Origin of the sequence: Leptospira congkakensis, from assembly GCF_004770265.1 — a bacterium.
Classification (GTDB): domain Bacteria; phylum Spirochaetota; class Leptospiria; order Leptospirales; family Leptospiraceae; genus Leptospira_A; species Leptospira_A congkakensis.
Genome location: NZ_RQGQ01000004.1, coordinates 514208 through 532099, shown reverse-complemented (window position 1 = coordinate 532099; position 17892 = coordinate 514208). Strand labels below are relative to the sequence as shown.

Here is a 17892-nt window from a genome sequence, read left to right as displayed (position 1 = left end):
ATGAAACGGTTTTCAATTTTACTCGGATTTTTATTTTTAACAGGCAGTCTTTTCGCGGACGAACTTCTCATTCAAGACACCAAACAAGGGTTAGGTAGAGAAGCTATTCGTGGAACTACTGTTGTGGTTCATTATACAGGAAAGTTAACCAACGGAAAAGTTTTTGATTCTTCTGTAGATCGCGGTGAACCTTTTAGTTTTCAATTAGGCCAAGGACAAGTCATCCAAGGCTGGGAACGAGGAATTGTAGGAATGAAAGAAGGTGGAAAACGAAAACTCACCATCCCTCCACAATTTGGATATGGTGCTCGCGCCATCGGCCCGATCCCTGCAAATTCAACACTGGTCTTTGATGTGGAATTGATTAAAGTAAAATAATGATAGATCCAATTTCCAAAGGCATCGATGACCTAGGCAATAGCCTACTTCAGGCGCTTAACAATGTACAAGGTATCTTTGGAAAGGAACTTTCCGTTGCCAAACCCATTCAGGACAATATCCTCCAGCTCATTGGAAACACTCCACTCATTCGTTTGAATCGAATTGGATCGGAATATTCTGGAGTTCAGTTTTATCTCAAAGCCGAATTTTTAAATCCGACTGGTTCCGCCAAAGATCGTACTGCGATTGCTATGTACATCGATGCGGAAAGGAGAGGGAAACTAAAAAAAGGAATGAGTGTGGTGCTTGTTGGTGCTGGTTCTTCTTCTGTTAGTTTCACTTGGATTGGAAAGGTAAAGGGGTATCCTGTTTATTGCCTGGTCCCTCTACACACAAGTTCGGAAAGAATTCAGTTGCTTCGAAGTTATGGCGCTGAGGTCACTGTCACCAATGAAGGAGACCTTGGTCGTTTGTACGATCTAGCGGAAGAGAAAGCCAAAAAAATTGGCGGTTGGATTCCTGATGAAGCCTCCAATCCAGCAAATCCTAATTTTCATTTCAAAACCACTGGGCCTGAAATCTGGAGAGATTTGCAAGGCAAAGTGGGGGCCGTGATTTCTGCTCCTGGATCTGGTGGTGCCATCACAGGAATTGGGAGGTATTTAAAATCCCAAGACCGACGTGTGAAAGTCATCATTGCAGGAAAACCAAACTCACCTTTCATGGAATATGGTAAAACAGACAATCCAAAAGAAAGAGAAAGGATTGTACTTCCTGCAGTTTATGATCCCAAACTGATTGATCGCTACTTCCATGTAAACCCAGACGAAGCCTTACACCTGCAAGCTGACCTTTATGAAAAAGAAGGAATTTTTGCCGGCCTCACAACAGGAACTGTGATCACTGGTGCACTTAGGTTTTCTGAGTCCCTTCCCGAATCGGAAAGGAACGAAAGAAATCCATTTAACATAGTGATCCTTTCTCCCGATAGGGATTAGTTTTTTTCGCTAAACAACTGTTTGATTTCCTCGAGGGAACTTTTGACAACGGTTTCCCCGAGTTGAATGAATTCAGCACTCCGCCAAAATTCAAACCAATTGGAGTTAGGAAGGATGGGGTTTAAATAAACATCTGCTTCTTGCGCACTGTACTTTCCAATCCGGTATTGCAAAGAATACAAACTATTCACAATGATGTCCAATACATTCAAATTCAAAAGTTTGTTTGTTTTCATTTCATCTTTGGAACTCGGCATGGAATTGATGGCGATGATTTTCCCAACACCTTCATGACTTAGGGCAGAAACGGGAAGGGGGTTGACAATCCCTCCGTCCACATAAGTTTTTCCATTCTCTTGAGGTTGGGGAACAAAAACTCCCGGGATCGAAATACTAGACATCACCGCATCCAAAACCTTTCCTTCGGAAAGAACAATTTCTTGTCTCGTTGAGATATCACAACTAATGAGTCTCAGTTTGATCGGAAGGTCTTCAAAATATAAATCTCCCAAATACTTTTCAAGGAGGGAACGGACATGTTTGCCATGCAAAAGCCCTTGTCCCGGAAAGGATAAATCCACCAGTTTGAACATTTTGAAGATACTATCAATTTCCGCAAGGAGAGGTAAGATCCCTTTGTATCCAAGACCACTCGCCCAGAAGGCGCCAATGACAGCGCCAATACTAGTTCCTGCAATCATATCGGGAACAAAACCTTCCTCTTCCATCACCTTCATGATTCCAACCTGCGCAAGGCCAAGGGCAGCACCACCACCGAGAGCTACACCAATTTGGACTCCAGAAAGTTCTCTTGCCTTTCGTCTGATATGGATTTCCCATTTCCCATGTTCGATTAAATCCCTGATATTGGTTTCATGGTAAAGAATTTCATTTTCTTTGGATTCACTTGTGATGGAATCACAAAGATTGATTTTTTGATTCAAAGAAATATAGTTTTCTATATGGTCAGCTTCGTCAATTAACAGACGTTTGAGTTCTTCATCTGTTTCTGGAAACACTTCCAAAAAAATAAAAGAATGGCTGGCATAATGTTTGCCAAGGGTTTCTTTGATACGGTCCGAATCCTTAAACTTATACGATTTTAAATAAGGATTCTCGGTTTGCCCATTTGGTCCAAAATGTAAAATTACAGATTTTTTTCCGGATTCTTCTTCTATGGAACTTACAAGTTCTTTGGCCAAAGTTTCTCTCGCAATTGGATCGGAATGCACCAAACAAACCACAGAGTTACGAAAGTATTCTCTCCCACCTAAAAGTTCTCCCCGGAGTGACTTGGTGAGCATTTTAGAAAATGTAAGAGATAAATAAGGAATTTTTTGGATTAATTTTTGGAATCCCGATTGGGAAAGAACAAGGAATCTAGATTCGGAAACTGTAACAGCCGTATGGCTATGTTTTTCTCCAGTGAGTAGGGATTGGATTCCAAAATACTCCCCTTTTTTGAGGTATTGGACTTCTTCTTCTCGCTTGCCCTCTCCTTTTTTAGGAAGGAACAATTTGATTCCGCCCGAAAGAATTAGATATAAACTTCTATCCGAGTCTCCTGCCGTGAATAGGGTTTCTTCCCTTTCTGATTCTACGATATGGACCGATTCGGCCACCCAAACCTTTTCCTTCCGAGACAAACTTCGGAATAGGGGCAAACTGGATACAAGGTGGATTTTTCCTTCTAAATCTTTCATAAGGGACCTTTTCCACCAGTGTTTCAGATGGGAAAAAGAGAGAATTTCGTTTTTTGTCCAAATCTAAAAAATTTCATTGACTACTTGTTTGTTAAGTAGTAATTGTATGTTTAGCAAACAGGAGTCTATATGATTACACATTTGAAAATTAAAGATTTTGCACTCTTTGAATCCCTGGAACTTTCCCTTGCGGATGGTCTCTCTGTCTTTACTGGCGAGTCCGGTGCTGGAAAATCCTTAATTTTCGATGCATTGGCTTCCTTGTTTGGGGGACGTTGCTCCACTGCCAATATTAGGCAAGGTAAGGAAAGGTATTCCTTACAAGCTGTCCTTTCTTTAACCGGACAAAACTTAGCCAAAGACTATTTGATGGAGCAGGGTTTCCGTTATACGGGGGATGAGATCATCATCACTAAAGAACTCATGAAAGATGGAAAGGCACGGGTGAAAATTGGGGAGAGTTTGGCATCCACCACCCATTTGCGGGAACTGGGAAAAACTATGGCGGAGATCCATTCCCAAAACGAACAACTCTTTCTACTCGAAAAGTCCAACCAATTGGAGTTTCTTGACCGGTTCGGCAATTTGGAATCCTTAAAATTTAAATTCAAATCTGCATTACAACAATACCGCCATTGGAAACAAAAACTAAATGATTTTGAAGAAACAAGACGGAGTATGCTCAAACGAAAAGAAATCCTCGAGTATGAAATTGAAGAGATCGAATCCATTTCTCCGAAAGAAGGAGAAGATGAAAGTTTGTCTTCAGAAGAATCCCTTTTGGCAAATGGGGAAAAACTAGCAGAAAACTACCGTTTGGTATTAGAGGAATTAACGGAAAAGGAAAATTCAATTCTAAAAGTATTTCCCACACTCATTCATGCCATCCAAAAGGTTTCCATTTTAATTCCTGAAAAAAAGGAAATGTTGGAAGAATGGGAAGAGGTTTACGACAGGTTAAAATCTCTAAAGTCGATCATCAGAGAAGAGGAAGAGGAATTATTTTTTAGTCCTGAAAGATTGGATATGGTTCAGTCCAGACTCCAAGATATCAAAAAATTAAAGAAAAAATACAATGTCAGTTTAACCGAGATCAATCTTTTGTTAGAGGAGAAAAAATCAGAACTGGAACGTTGGAATGAACAAGCAGGTGATGAAGATTTTTTACGAATCAAAAAAGACCAATGCCTTAGCGAGATGAAGGAACTCGGATTTCAATTGTCCAAATTGCGCCGCAATGTCATTTCCCAGTTTGAGGAAGATGTCCAAAAGGAAATGGCCGATTTAGGGCTTGAGGGTGGAAAACTCCAAGTGGTTCTTCGTTGGGAAGAAAATCCTGAAGGCGAAGTGGAAGAAGGCTCCAAATCCTATTTCCTTTCCGAATCGGGCTTGGACCAAATTGAGTTCTATTTTAGTGCCAATCCGGGAGAAAAACCGCGTCCACTCCGCAAAGTGGCTTCTGGAGGGGAATTGTCTCGGGTGATGCTTGCCCTTCGCAGCGTACTCGGAAAACAGGCTCCATCCCCGCAAATGTTGGTTCTGGATGAGGTGGACACGGGTCTTGGAGGTGAGGCTGCCGAAGCTATGGCGACAAAGCTTAAAAAACTAGCAAGAAACTCGCAAATTCTCCTGATCACGCATACCCAACAAGTTGCTGCCGCGGGAGACCACCAAATCAAGATCGAAAAACGGCAGGAAGGCGGTAGAACCGTATCACAGGCTTCGGTTCTTGACTTTGAAGAACGAAAACGGGAGTTGGCAAGGATGATTGGTGGCAAACAAGTGACTTCTGCGGTGTTAAAAGCAGCCACAGACCTACTGATGAAAAAAGCAGGTTAGTCATTTAAAAATAGTATTTGGCGAAAAAGGGAAGACTGAAAACTCTATTCGTAATCCTTCAATGGGGTCCCATTCATGTTTTTTCCTTTCGCTAAATCAGATTCAATCATATCCTCGGTTCCTCCACAAACCATTCCTATTTTAATCATCTTTGTTTCTATTGTTGGTTTTACCATCATTGTAGAACGACTTGTGTATTACTTCCGATTAAAGGCCATCCCACAAGATCATTTTCGTCGTGTTCGAGAACTGGCTCGGGAACAAAAATGGGATGAAGCAAAAGATGTACTCGGCCATGATGTTCAGTCTCCTGCCGCAGTTCTCCTTCGTATGGCATTTGATCTCAAACGTCGTGGAGTTCAGTTCTGGGAAGAGGATATTCGCCAAGAGGGTTTTCGACAAATTTATTTGATGGAACGTTACCTAACTGGACTTGGAACGATTGCTACGATTGGTCCATTACTTGGGGTTCTTGGAACTGTTATCGGGATTGTTCGTTCCTTTGCTGAAGGTGCGGGAACTCAAGGTGCGGAAGTTGGTATTTCAGAAGCTTTGATTACTACTGCTATGGGCCTTGCGATTGCGATTCCTGCTTACATTTTTTATAATCTTTTTTCTCGAATGAAAGAGGAAAGAATTACGGAAATGGAAAACGTAACAGATTTGGTGTTACCTCACCTTAACAAACGATAGAATTAAATGAAATTTCGCAAAACGCAAAAATCATTTAATAACATCGAACTTGCTCCTCTGATTGATGTTATTTCCTTTATAGTGATTTATTTTTTGATGAATGCAACTTTGGAAAAAAACACAGCTCTTAAGGTTGAGTTGCCACGTTCATCGAGTGTTGCCAAAGAAAAACAGAAAGATGAACTTGTAATCACTGTAGACAAACAAGGTAAAATTTATTTGGACCAAAATCCTGACCCTGTTGCTTTGGAAGGTCTCACCGAAAAAATCAATGGGTTTCTCGGTCCAGAAAAAGAAAGGGACCCTAAAAAAAACAAAGTCATTATTCGTGGAGATGGTGGTGCGTCCTACCAAGTTGTGGTTAAGGTAATCGATGCAGTCAATGCTGCGGGTGTTAGTCGCTTTAACCTAGCAATGGTAAAAGGCACATCTAAGTGATTTTTTGAATATTCGAAAAAAAATAAAATTCTTTAGTCTTTTTGTATTATCTCTCCTTTTACTAGTTTCGGCAGAGTGGGTTTCCCTTTGGTCGAACAAATCTGTATTTATAGATAAAGTCATTACCAAAATAGAGTTTAAAGGAAATATCAATACTTCCTCGGATGATATTTTGGAATTAATGGACATGCGTCCTGGGATACAATTATCACAAGGTATTTTGAACGCAGATATGCGCGCTCTTTTTGTTTCTGGATTCTTTTACCATATTGATATCCAAGGGGAAGCAGATGGGGATGGGGTCAAAATCCTTGTGATTGTCAAAGAAAGACCTCGTGTGAAGGACATTGATTTTATCGGTGCCGATGAAGTTTTTCCATCTGACTTACGTGATAAAATCCCATTAAAAGAAAACGAAGTCATCACTCCCAAAAAAGTGACTCTTTCCAAAGAAGTGATTTTGAAAAAATACCGAGATGAAGGATTTTTTCTAGCCTATGTTCGTTTTGAAACAGAGCCCGTTAACCCTGAAACTAACACGGTCAAGGTGAAATTCATCATTGATGAAGGGGAAGAAATTCCCGTTAGTAAAATCAATATTTTTGGTAATAACGAAATCGATACCTATGATCTGCAAGGGATCATGGATTTAAAAGAAAGTGGGATTATTGAATCAGGTGTTTTTAAGGAATCTGCTTTTGAATCTGATAAACAAAAAATCGCAGGTTATTTGAAATCGCGAGGATATGTAGACGCGGAACTTAGTAACGAAGGAACCAATTGGGAAATTCGTTGGGAAAACCCACTTAAAAAAGATAAACGTGTTGTGATCGTTAATTTTAAAATTATAGAAGGAGAACAATACTTCTATAATGGTTATTCGACAAGTCATGATATGACCATTGCTCCCAATGGGATGCCGCAATTTTTAAACAAAGAAAACAACCCTATCGGAACTCCTAAAGAAGAGTGGGCTCCTGTTTATCCTGTAAAATTTTTAGAAGATCAATTTGAATTTGCACCTGCTGATGTCGGCGAGGTATTCGATGAAAGCAAATTTCAAAAAGATAGAGCTTCTATCAACGAAGCCTATTCAGCGAAAGGGTATTTGTTTGCACAAGTAATCCCTCGTAGAAAGGTGATTGAGTTAAGTGATGGTTCACTTTCAAGGTATGAAAATTGCGATAAACGTGGGAGTAGTGATGCTGTCGCTGATTGTAATGAGGAATACGGAAGGTTAAACGTTGCTAAATTAAGAAAGGTTTACGAAGAGGAACCAAAACTTAGAGGGAAAAAATTCATTCACGTAGATTTTACTATTCGTGAAAATAACTTAGCTTTTATTGAAAATGTGATCATCAAGGGTAATAAAAAAACCCAAGACCGCGTAATCCGTAGAGAACTTCTTTTCAAACCAGGTGATCTTTTTAACTCCACACTGGTAAACCGTTCTCGTGAACGTATCTTTAACTTAGGTTACTTCAAAGAAGTAAACTTTAATATGAGACCCGGTTCCGATGAAACGAAAATGAACCTTATCATCGAACTTGTAGAACAACCCACTGGAACTGTTTCGATGGGGGGTGGATACGGAACCATTACCGGTTTCTCCATCTTTACGCAGTTAGGTGAAAATAACCTAAATGGTTCTGGACAACAAATCACCGGTAGGGTGGAGTTTGGTCCGATCCGCCGTTATTTACAAATTTCTTGGACAGAACCTTGGTTTATGGATAAACCTTGGTCTCTCACTCTTTCTGCTTTTTATTCTTCTAGAACTCTATACGTGGGTGCTACTTCCATTACGGAGAACAACAACCAAGGGATTAAGGAAGTTGCGTCTTACGAACGTTCGGGTGTGGGTGTGAGTGCGGGACTTGGTCATAGGTTTCTCATCAACTGGACCCACTTCCATCGTTATTCGCCGTCTTTCTTTGCATCAACCAGACCCACTTCCCTTGTGTCTGATCAGGTTTTGGCGGAAGTTGATCGTGGATGGCAATTTCGTTCTCAACTAACAAATGGTATTGCTTACGATAGCCGTGATAACGTATTCAATTCAACCCAGGGTTTTAATTTAATTTTTTCTGTGGATAACGTAGGTCAGTTCCTTGGTGGAGAAAGTCATTTTGACCAGTTTAGCCCTATTTTGGAATACTACCACACTTGGTTTGATTATACATTTTTTGGACTCATTCGCAAAAACGCACTTAGGCGATGGCGCGTGGTGCAACAGTTCCGAACTTCATCCGTGTTCACTTTCGAAAGAACACCTAAGTATAAAAATCAGGACAAAGAAAGAATTCCTTACATCCAAGTACAAGATCGACTTTTCCTCGGGGGATATGAATCTCTTCGTGGATGGTTTTTTGATGATAAATACTATCCAGATGAATGGAAGGATGGGGCTTCGAGCAGGGTTTTATTTACTTCGGAGTTACGGTTTCCCATTGAGCCTTCCTTGCTTTGGTTTGTTATTTTCTTCGATGCCGGTGCGATGTATGAACAAATTAACAGAGCTGTTGGAGAAAGAAAAGAGTTCTTCCGAAATTATGATGCTTTGGTTCGTGCGCAGCGGGAAAAAGAACCGGTGGAAACATACCTCTACGAAAATTACAATTCCTATGGTCAAAAATTACCTGAGTCTCCTCTTGTTGTGAATGATCCAGGGAATTTAGTTTTATCTAGTAAAAACCTTTCTATGTCGAATTTCCGTTTTTCTTGGGGGTTCGGTCTTAGAATTCAAATTCCAGTATTACCGCTTCGTTTGTATTTTGCACAAAGAATTCGTTATACGGGAGTGGAAGACAGACCTTTTGGACTTTATCCAGACAATAACAGCTTTCAGTTTGTTTTTGGTATTGGGGATATGCGATTCTAAGTGGAGTTAGTTGGACTCAATTCAGAACAAAAAAAAGCTGTTGAAGCGGTAGAAGGTCCACTCCTCATTTTGGCAGGAGCTGGGTCTGGAAAAACACGAGTCATTACTTACCGAATTGCGAACCTAATTTTAAATCACAAAGTTTATCCCAATCAAATCCTCGCTGTAACATTTACGAATAAAGCTGCCGAAGAAATGCGAACTCGTTGTAGGAGTTTGATTCCTGAGGGGAATGGGGAACCACTTGTAAGGACGTTTCACTCCCTTTGTTTGTATCTACTTCGTAGGGAAGGTCAAGCTCTTGGCATAGGGAATAATTTTACCGTATACGACAGTGACATGCAAGAGTCACTCATCAAAGAAATTTTAAAATCCAAAGATATGGATACGAAGGAGTTTCGACCATCTGCTCTCGCGAATACATTCTCTGCAGCTAAAGATTCTTTTATGACTGCAGAAGAATATGCGAAAAAGAAAGCCGACGACTCTTATACAAAGACGATTGCTTCTGTTTTTCTAGAATATGAAAAACGAAAGGATTTACGAAATGCACTCGATTTTGGGGATTTAATTTTAAAAACGGTAATTTTGTTTCGTGATTTTCCTGTGATTTTGGAGAAATACCAAAGACTTTGGAAATACATCATGGTAGACGAATACCAAGATACGAACAAAATCCAATACCATTTAGTTCAGTCCCTTTCTTCTTTTCATAAAAATTTATGTGTAGTTGGTGATGATGACCAGTCCATTTATTCTTGGCGTGGTGCAGATATTTCGAATATTCTAAATTTCAAAAAAGATTATCCAGATGCTGTAGTTGTTAAGTTGGAAGAAAATTATCGATCTACAAAAACCATTATCGAAACTGCCGCTGCTTTAATTTCTAATAACAAACAAAGAACCAATAAGACCCTTCGCACTGAAAATCCCATGGGGGATAAAATCAAACTCAGTTCTTACCAGAATGAAATGGAAGAATCAGAGGGGATTGTACAAAAAATCCAAATGGGTGTGAGAAGGGGGCAGAAGTATTCGAATTTCGCAGTATTTTATAGAACGAATTCCCAGTCCCGATACTTTGAAGAGGCTTTACGGAAAAAAGCCATCCCGTATAAAATTTTTGGTGGATTTCGGTTTTTTGACAGAAAGGAAGTTAAGGATTTAATTGCATACCTTTCTGTTGTCGTGAATCCGGTGGACTCTACTTCCCTGCTTCGGATCATTAACTCTCCTCCGAGAGGAATCGGTGATACAACTGTGAGTCGTTTGTTATCCTATTCGGTGAGCGAAGGTCTTTCTTTATTTGAATGTTTGGGCAGATCAGTTCCTGATGTCAAAAAGGGAACCTTGCAAAAGTTAGCTTCTTTACATCGAATGTTTGATTCTGCTATGGAAGATTTGGGAAAAAAAACTCCTTCCGAAATCGCCTATGAGGTTTTGGAACATTCTGGTTACCGAGAATTTTTGGAAAATGAGGGAACAGAAGAATCCTTTTCTAAACTTTCCAATTTAAATGAATTTGTCAATGCGCTGAAGGAATTTGAAGAAACAAATCCAGAAGCAACTTTGGAAGAATATCTGGGAAATATCTCACTCATCACCAGTGAGGACAATACCAAAGATTTACCAGACTATGTAATCTTAATGACGGTTCATAATGCCAAAGGATTGGAATTCCAACATGTGTTTATGGCCGGAATGGAAGAGGGAACCTTTCCTCATTTTTTATCGATAGATTCTCCTGATGGCTTGGAAGAAGAACGAAGGCTTGCATACGTGGCCATCACTAGGGCTAGGAAAAATTTAGAAATTAGTTTCTCTAGGTTTACTCGTAAATTCGGAGATATTGAGGCGAGACTTCCTTCCCAATTTTTGGAAGAACTCCCATCTCAGTTTATTGATGGTGAATTTACGGAAAGTCGCTACGGGGTGCGAAGACCAGAGTTTACGCCGAGAGCCGAAAGATTCCAAAAATCAGAAGAAAAATTTGAAACGGTGCTTGCCAAAACGGGTGATGGAGACTACCAAGTGGGAACGAAGGTGCGTCATAAAGTCTACGGCGAAGGTCGGATTTTATCCGTTTCCGGTTCAGGAGACAATCGTAAGGTAGAGGTCAGATTTGGATCTCATTTGGATAAAAAATTCTTATTGGCATACACACCATTAGAGATAATATCATGAACTAGAAGAGGATTGGTTATGAAACGAGTTTGGATTTTTTGTATTGTTTTATTTTTTCCGGTGACATTTGTTTATTCACAACAGAACTCCGGTTTGGCGGAGGAGTTTACAAAACTCGAAGATTATCTTAGAAATCCAAAATTAACGGAAGAACAGAAAAAGAAAAACTTTGAAACCAATATGGTAAGTTCTGTTCGGAGTACACTTTCCAAAAAACTATCCAATCCAAAAAAGGATTTAAAAGATCTCAAATTTCAGGATTTACAGGCAGAACGTTCGGAAGGAACCAATACTTTTTTTGTTAAATACAAACAATATTATTTTCAATACCAATTCCCAGTTGATCCAGAAACTTATGTAACCTCTCCTTCGGAAGAGATTGTTTTAGAGAAACCGGAAGGTTTGGATCTTGGCGCGGGCGCACATAAAGAAGAAAAGAAGAATTAATTTTCCAATAAGGACGGAATGGAAGAAAACGATTTTCAAGAAGTTTGGCGGTGGGTATTATCAGTTGGAGATTCAATTCTTTCCATTTATAAATCTGATTTTCAAATTCGAGACAAAGGTGGCAACGATCCGGTAACGGAAGCTGATTTGTTCGCGAGTGAATTTTTGTATGAAAAAATTTCGAAACAATTTCCGACTCATGGATTTTTGTCGGAAGAAAAAGTCGATACAAACACCCGTTTGGATAAGGAATGGGTTTGGATTTTAGATCCCATTGACGGCACTCGCGAATTTGTCAAAAAAAATGATCAGTTTGCACTCAGTTTAGGACTCGTTCGTAATGGAGAAGCCATTTGGGGTGTGATTTTTAATCCTTCGACAGGTGAGTTTTTTTCTAAAAATAGAACTACTTTTTTTGCTAAGTTACAACCACCCTTTGCTACGGAAGAAAATTTTAGGACGATTGTTGTGGAAAGTGGATCTGTCTTAGAACCACTTGGGGAAGCAGAACCTGTTGCCAAAAAACCAATTTTACTAGTTTCTCTATCGGAAATGAAGGAAGGTTTATTTTCTGATTCCTTTTGGCAGGAAGACTTTGATATCCGATCCATGGGAAGTATTGCTTATAAGTTAGGTTTGTTATCAGCCGGGTTCATTGATCTTATTGTTTCTTTAAAACCAAAAAACGAATGGGATATTTGTGGTGGGATTGCTCTTTTAGATGAAGAGAATTTTACATGTTTTCCTTTGAAAGACAAAGGATATAAATTCAACCAAGCTCAGACCCTTTCCTTTGGACTTGTTGCTGGTAAAAAAGCAGCTGTTTCTTATTTGGAATCAAAAATTGATTTCCACCAATTGTCCCTCAAGGTTAAGGAACGATGGTAAAACCTACCAAACGTATTGGTCTTGATGCCAGACCTTTATCCACACGAGTTTCTGGAGTGGGAAGGTTGATTGCGGAAACTCTCAAAGCATTTCCTCATAAAGAAGAATATGATTTCTTTTTATTTTCCCATCTACCAATCCATGAAGACCACAAAGCAGTTTTGGATTTACCTAATGTAACTTGGGTGAATGGTGGTGGGTTTTTGAAATGGAAAGGGGGATTGTATTACAATCTTTTCATCCCGTTTTATTTATTAAAAAATAGATTGGATTTGTTTTGGGGTTCCCAACAAGTTTTACCTCCTTTTTTACCAAAAACTTTATCTGCAGTTCTAACCTATTGTGATTTGGTTTTGTATTTATACCCAGAAACGATGCGGTGGATTGCAAAAGTCCAACAAAGAATGTTTCAAAGTTATTCAGTTAGGCGGTCTAGTTTTATCCTTTCCATTTCCAAACAAACTAGCGATGATATGTGTCGCAAATTTGATTATCCCGTGGACCAAACAGGTGTATCCTATCCAGGTGTGAATCCAAAGGAGATGGCAAAACTTTTAGAGACTGAACCATCTTTACGAGTAAAGGATTTAGGAACTGATTATTTACTTTCTGTATCTACTATCGAACCAAGAAAAAACTATCCTTTTTTACTCGAAGTTTTTCGTGAATATCGTAAAGCAGAACCACACCATTACAGACCTTGGGTGATAGTTGGAAAAATTGGTTGGGAGTCTTCTGAATTCATTGAGGAGTTAAGACAAGAACGTGCTCTATTTAAAGACATTCATATTTTAGATTCTGTTTCTGATTCTGAATTACAACATCTCTACAAAAGAGCTGGATTATTTGCCTTTGCGAGTAAATACGAAGGATTTGGAATTCCTATGGTGGAAGCCATTTTTCATGGTTTGAATTGTGTGGTTTCAGACATTCCCACATTTCATGAAATTGGAAAGGATGGTGTGACTTATCTTCCTTACCAAACCAAGGAAGATGCAAAGGTCTGGGCGGAAACAATCAAAAAATTCTTTGAGAAACCAAGTCCACCAGAAGTTTCCATCTCCGAGTTTACTTGGGAAAATGCAGCAAAGATTACGGAAGAAGTTTTTAGAAAGGTTTTAGAGGAAGGAGAATAAACCAGTTTTTTTTGTGACCACTCCCGAATAAAGAATTTTGGATTTATCGGATTTTGGTTGGACATGCAGATGAAACCGGTCTCTTGTCATTGCCTGAATTTCACATTCCCAATCTGCGTCTACTGCGGTTAATTTGATTCTATCACAAAGAACTTCAGATCCTATAAGCCAAACAAATTCAAAATTTTGTTTTCCACGTTTGAAATGAGCCTTGGTTTCTTTGGAATTGGATTTCCAGATAACGGTTGTTTCATCTCCCGTTTCATAGGGTTGCACCGAGGAAGGAATCATAGAAATTCCATTTCCCTTCCAGTTTCCCTTTACGTAATCATTCCATTCGTCTAAGTTGGAGAAGTAATTATAAATCAATGAATTCAAAAATGATCACCAAAATTTTCAGACAGTCTAAATCCAGGTTTTATCTTATCTTTATCCTTTCTCTCTTTTTTTGTAAACCAGAAGGGCCCACTAGTGATTTTTATACAGAACCACTTCCCACTGTTCTTGGGAAAACGGAAAGTTTAGAAGATTTTAAGGGCAAAGTCGTGGTTTTGGATTTTTGGGCTACTTGGTGTGAACCCTGTGCCAAAGCAGTCCCCACCATCAACAAATGGAAGTCTTCCGTATCCGAAAAGGATTTTGTATTCCGAGGGATTAACACTGACACTACGGAACCTTTAGAAAAAATTAAAAAAGATATGGAACGACTGAAAATGAGTTACCCCACCTTACTGGACAAAGACTGGAAAATGACTGATTTTTATCATGTCGAGGGAATCCCATGCCTTCTTGTCTTTGATCGTTCGGGTAAAATCGTATATAGGCAGTATGGAATTATTGAATCAGACCTTTCAGGGCTTGTGATACGCTCACATGTATGGGCGGCGACGGAACTGCCATAATTGTGCAATGCGAAACAACAATTTGATTTTCTATTGATTTCAATGACAAGATTGAAAATGTCTTGACTCATGTTCGTTAAAAAAGTCCCTTAAAGATACCTTTTTACGTTTTCTTTTGAGAAAGGAGTCAGAATAATGCCAGCCAATTTGCCCGAACTCTTCCAGCAGAGTGCTGAAAAATTTGGGAACCGCCCCGCGTTCGTCAGTAAAGACGAATCTAAGTCCTATAAACCCGTCACTTTTAAAGAAGTATATGATCTTGGTATCAACTTAGCAGAAGCTCTCATTGATTTGGGTGTCTCTGCAAAAGAAAATGTTGCCTTGCTTGCAGATAACCGATTGGAGTGGATCGTTTCCGATTATGGAATTCTAATGAGTGGTGCTTGTGATGTTCCGAGAGGAACGGACATTACCGATTCAGAAATTGCTTATATTCTAAATCACTGTGAAGCGAAAGTTGTGTTTCTTGAGAATGATAAAATGCTCGAGAAATTCCAAAAGAACCGCTCACAATTGGAATTTGCAAAAACTCTGATCGTAATGGACAACAAGTCTACTGCAACAGGTGTTTTAAAACTTTACGAACTTATCGAAAAAGGTAAGGAACTTCGTGCGAAGGGTTCTAAAAAAGCGGAAGAGCGGATGAAAGCAATCGCTCCGGATGACCTTTTTACTATCATTTATACTTCTGGAACTACTGGTATGCCAAAAGGTGTTATGTTGAAACACAGCAACATGATCCACCAAACATCTGTCATTTTAGGAAGTATGATCGAAATCAAACAAGATGAAAGAATGTTATCCATTCTTCCTGTTTGGCACGTATTCGAAAGAGTATTTGAATACTTAGCGATTGCTGCTGGTTGTGCCACATACTATACCAATGTTCGTGACCTTCGCGATGACATGAAAAAGTCAAAACCGACTTTTATGGCATCTGCTCCAAGACTTTGGGAAAGTATCTACAACGGAATTTATACTAGAATCAATGATCCAAAACAAACTCCTGCGATCCGTCGTGGTTTGTTCAACATGGCTTATTTTTTCTCAAAACATTTCAATGCAGCCACAAGGTTTTTAAAAGGGAACCAAGTGGATTACGTTGGAAGAAATCCCATTGTTTCTCTTTTCAAAGGGTTCTACTACTTAACAGTTGCTATCGTTTTGGCTGTTCCTTATTTCCTATTGGATTTAGTGGTGCTTTCCAAAATCAGAGAGGCTACTGGTGGAGAACTAAAAGCTTCCGTTTCCGGTGGTGGAGCTCTCCAAAGACATGTGGATGCTTTCTTCAATGATATTGGAATCAATGTTTTGGAAGGATATGGAATGACGGAAACTTCTCCGGTAATTTCTGTAAGAACTTTCAAAAAGTTAGTCCAAGGTTCTGTTGGAGTGATCACTCCTGAAACATCGGTGCAAATCCGAGATGATTTGGGAAAGGTTCTCACACATGTGGATGCCAACCAAAAACTCATTTCTGGAAAATACGGAGCTCGTGGGGTCATCCACATCCGTGGACCGCAAGTGATGAAAGGTTATTATAAAAATCCAGAAACAACAGCAAAAGTTCTGAAAGATGGTTGGATGGATACTGGAGATATTGGAATGTTCAATTTCAAAAAGACCCTTACCATCACTGGCCGTGCGAAGGATACTGTAGTTCTACTTGGTGGGGAAAACGTTGAGCCGGTTCCGATTGAGGACAAACTCACTGAATCTCCTTTCATTGCACAAGTGATGGTGATTGGACAAGACCAAAAGAACTTAGGTGCTCTTGTGATTCCTGATTTTGATAAATTGACGGAATGGGCAAAAGAAAACGGAATTTCCGAGACTGACAAACAGAAACTCATTGAAAATCCGAAGGTTCTTGATTTCTACAAAAAGGAAATCAAAGCTCTCAACAATACCAAAACTGGATTTAAGTCTTTTGAGCAAGTGACTCCGTTCATTCTCATTACTAAACAATTTGAAGTGGGTGATGAATTGACAAACTTGTTTAAGATGAAACGCCACTTGATCACTGAAAAATACAAAGACAAAATTACAGCTTTGTATGCTGCTGATTAAGTAAATTTAATTTTAAGCCGCCTGGTTCACGGGCGGTTTTTACTCTTCTCTTTTTCACCTCCCGTCGATATTCTTATTGTGAATCGATCGGACGGATCTTTAGTTTCCTCATCTACAGGCGTTTTTTACCCCTACCAACACCAGGACTTTTATGCGATGGATTCCTTGTTTTTATCGCACTTGAAACAGGAAGAAGTTTGGGACTTCCAATCCGTAACTCAGGTGAACCTGGGATTTTTAGGATTTTTGACCTTACGAGGTTTTTTACGAGAAAGTTTGTCTTTGCCAAAACTCCAAGTAAAGGGACTTTCCAAAAATTGGAAAACATATCTTGCCAAAGTGAATTTTTTAGGGAAAGGAATTCCTTGGGAATCCCAAGAATTCATTCCGAATTTGGTTTCTGATTCTTTAGAACCTACGTTAGCGTTTGGTGGGAAAGGGCACTGGACTAGCGAATTCCATTGGGAAAGAGAAGAGAAAGACACAACATCGGTTTTCTTTTCAGCCACAAACAAACAAAGTGAAGGTGACATTGCGATTAGTGATCTGATGAAAGATTTTTTACATTATTCTCAGGCCAATCATTATTTAGAAAGAGCTTATATCAGGAAAGAAAACTCGAGTTATTTGTATTTGAATTCTAAGGAATCCAATCCAAGAGTATTTTTTCGGGAAAATCCAACAGATTTGCCAGAGTTTTTATTTTTAGTCGCTGAGTTAAAAACAAAACCTTCTACTCACTTAAATTAAGACCAAGCAAAACTGTTTTGAGAAGATCCGCTTTGGTTTCTAAATGTGTGGTTTCCAAAATGGTTTGTTTGGTTTTAAAATCGAAGTAAATGAGTGAGGCTATAAAATCGACCGGAAAAGGATGAACCAAAATTTGATTCATTTTTAGGATTAAATCTTCTTCGGCACCTTCTGCAAGTAAGATTCGTTTGGTGAGAACAAGCAACTCTTCAATTTTTTCTCGCAAAACCTCAGGTACATTTTTATTTCTTTCATGTTCCCTACGTACAATTTGTGCAATATAAAATGGTTCTGTAGAATCCAAACTTACAATCTCAGCGGTTCCAATTCCCTCCAAAATGATATTGGATCTCCCATCAGGTAAGGATTCCTTTTGGATGATATGTCCATACCCCACAACTTCTGGGATGGGAGGGAGCCCCGCTCCAATCCAATTTTTAGGATAAGGAGCCATTCCCAGTTCCCCACCATTTTCCATACAAAAATCGAGCATCATCCGATACCTAGGTTCAAAGATATGGAGAGGCAAAAACATTCCCGGAAACAGAAATACATCTGGTAGGGGGAAGAGAGGTAAGGGGA

The 17892-nt window shown here is 39.3% G+C and carries 16 protein-coding genes; 13 read left to right on the top strand and 3 right to left on the bottom strand.

Annotated features, from left to right (window positions below; all coding sequences use genetic code 11):
- Window positions 1–378: an FKBP-type peptidyl-prolyl cis-trans isomerase gene (locus EHQ70_RS03510; protein WP_135583552.1), complete on the top strand. Its 378-nt coding sequence runs from the start codon at window positions 1–3 to the stop codon at window positions 376–378.
- On the top strand, window positions 378–1379 hold the full coding sequence (locus EHQ70_RS03505) for a PLP-dependent cysteine synthase family protein (protein WP_135583550.1): 1002 nt from the start codon (window positions 378–380) through the stop codon (window positions 1377–1379). Before EHQ70_RS03510 ends, EHQ70_RS03505 begins: the two co-directional genes overlap by 1 nt.
- On the opposite strand, the gene EHQ70_RS03500 is transcribed toward EHQ70_RS03505, so the two are convergent.
- The gene (locus EHQ70_RS03500) at window positions 1376–3082 is read right to left on the bottom strand and encodes a patatin-like phospholipase family protein (protein WP_135583548.1); all 1707 of its coding nucleotides are present in this window, start codon (window positions 3080–3082) and stop codon (window positions 1376–1378) included. The genes EHQ70_RS03505 and EHQ70_RS03500 overlap by 4 nt on opposite strands.
- Window positions 3083–3211: 129 nt before the next feature.
- Between EHQ70_RS03500 and recN the strand changes: the two genes are divergently transcribed.
- The 8 genes from recN (at window position 3212) to EHQ70_RS03460 (ending at window position 13588) form a co-directional block, all read left to right on the top strand.
- Entirely contained in the window at window positions 3212–4921 is a 1710-nt protein-coding gene (gene recN, locus EHQ70_RS03495; protein WP_135583546.1) for a DNA repair protein RecN, read from the top strand.
- Window positions 4922–4996: 75 nt separating this feature from the next.
- On the top strand, window positions 4997–5614 hold the full coding sequence (locus EHQ70_RS03490) for a MotA/TolQ/ExbB proton channel family protein (protein WP_135583544.1): 618 nt from the start codon (window positions 4997–4999) through the stop codon (window positions 5612–5614).
- Window positions 5615–5620: 6 nt separating this feature from the next.
- Window positions 5621–6052, top strand: coding sequence for an ExbD/TolR family protein (locus EHQ70_RS03485; RefSeq protein WP_135583542.1), 432 nt, complete (start codon window positions 5621–5623; stop codon window positions 6050–6052).
- 4 nt (window positions 6053–6056) lie between these two features.
- A complete protein-coding gene (locus EHQ70_RS03480; protein ID WP_135583540.1) occupies window positions 6057–8933 on the top strand; it encodes a BamA/OMP85 family outer membrane protein in 2877 nt (958 codons plus the stop codon).
- The gene (locus tag EHQ70_RS03475) at window positions 8934–11117 is read left to right on the top strand and encodes an ATP-dependent helicase (RefSeq protein WP_135583539.1); all 2184 of its coding nucleotides are present in this window, start codon (window positions 8934–8936) and stop codon (window positions 11115–11117) included.
- A gap of 18 nt (window positions 11118–11135) precedes the next feature.
- Window positions 11136–11564, top strand: coding sequence for an LIC11625 family surface-exposed protein (locus EHQ70_RS03470; RefSeq protein WP_135583538.1), 429 nt, complete (start codon window positions 11136–11138; stop codon window positions 11562–11564).
- A gap of 18 nt (window positions 11565–11582) precedes the next feature.
- Window positions 11583–12452 carry a 3'(2'),5'-bisphosphate nucleotidase CysQ gene (locus tag EHQ70_RS03465; RefSeq protein ID WP_135583537.1) on the top strand — a complete coding sequence of 290 codons (870 nt, stop codon included), beginning with the start codon at window positions 11583–11585 and terminating at the stop codon, window positions 12450–12452.
- Window positions 12446–13588, top strand: a complete 1143-nt coding sequence (locus EHQ70_RS03460; RefSeq protein ID WP_135583536.1) for a glycosyltransferase family 4 protein — start codon at window positions 12446–12448, stop codon at window positions 13586–13588. The genes EHQ70_RS03465 and EHQ70_RS03460 overlap by 7 nt, the downstream gene beginning before the upstream one ends.
- Here EHQ70_RS03460 and EHQ70_RS03455 read toward each other — a convergent pair.
- Window positions 13571–13966: a hypothetical protein gene (locus EHQ70_RS03455; protein WP_244288208.1), complete on the bottom strand. Its 396-nt coding sequence runs from the start codon at window positions 13964–13966 to the stop codon at window positions 13571–13573. The genes EHQ70_RS03460 and EHQ70_RS03455 overlap by 18 nt on opposite strands.
- Here EHQ70_RS03455 and EHQ70_RS03450 point away from each other — a divergent pair.
- From EHQ70_RS03450 to EHQ70_RS03440, 3 genes are all read left to right on the top strand, one after another.
- A complete protein-coding gene (locus EHQ70_RS03450; RefSeq protein ID WP_425270009.1) occupies window positions 13957–14490 on the top strand; it encodes a TlpA family protein disulfide reductase in 534 nt (177 codons plus the stop codon). The genes EHQ70_RS03455 and EHQ70_RS03450 overlap by 10 nt on opposite strands.
- Before the next feature lie 135 nt (window positions 14491–14625).
- A complete protein-coding gene (locus EHQ70_RS03445) occupies window positions 14626–16560 on the top strand; it encodes an AMP-dependent synthetase/ligase (RefSeq protein ID WP_135583535.1) in 1935 nt (644 codons plus the stop codon).
- Window positions 16561–16638: 78 nt separating this feature from the next.
- The gene (locus tag EHQ70_RS03440; RefSeq protein WP_135583534.1) at window positions 16639–17310 is read left to right on the top strand and encodes an LIC11631 family protein; all 672 of its coding nucleotides are present in this window, start codon (window positions 16639–16641) and stop codon (window positions 17308–17310) included.
- Here the strand turns inward: EHQ70_RS03440 and EHQ70_RS03435 are convergent.
- On the bottom strand, window positions 17294–17845 hold the full coding sequence (locus EHQ70_RS03435) for an LON peptidase substrate-binding domain-containing protein (RefSeq protein ID WP_244288207.1): 552 nt from the start codon (window positions 17843–17845) through the stop codon (window positions 17294–17296). The genes EHQ70_RS03440 and EHQ70_RS03435 overlap by 17 nt on opposite strands.
- Window positions 17846–17892: the final 47 nt, after the last annotated feature.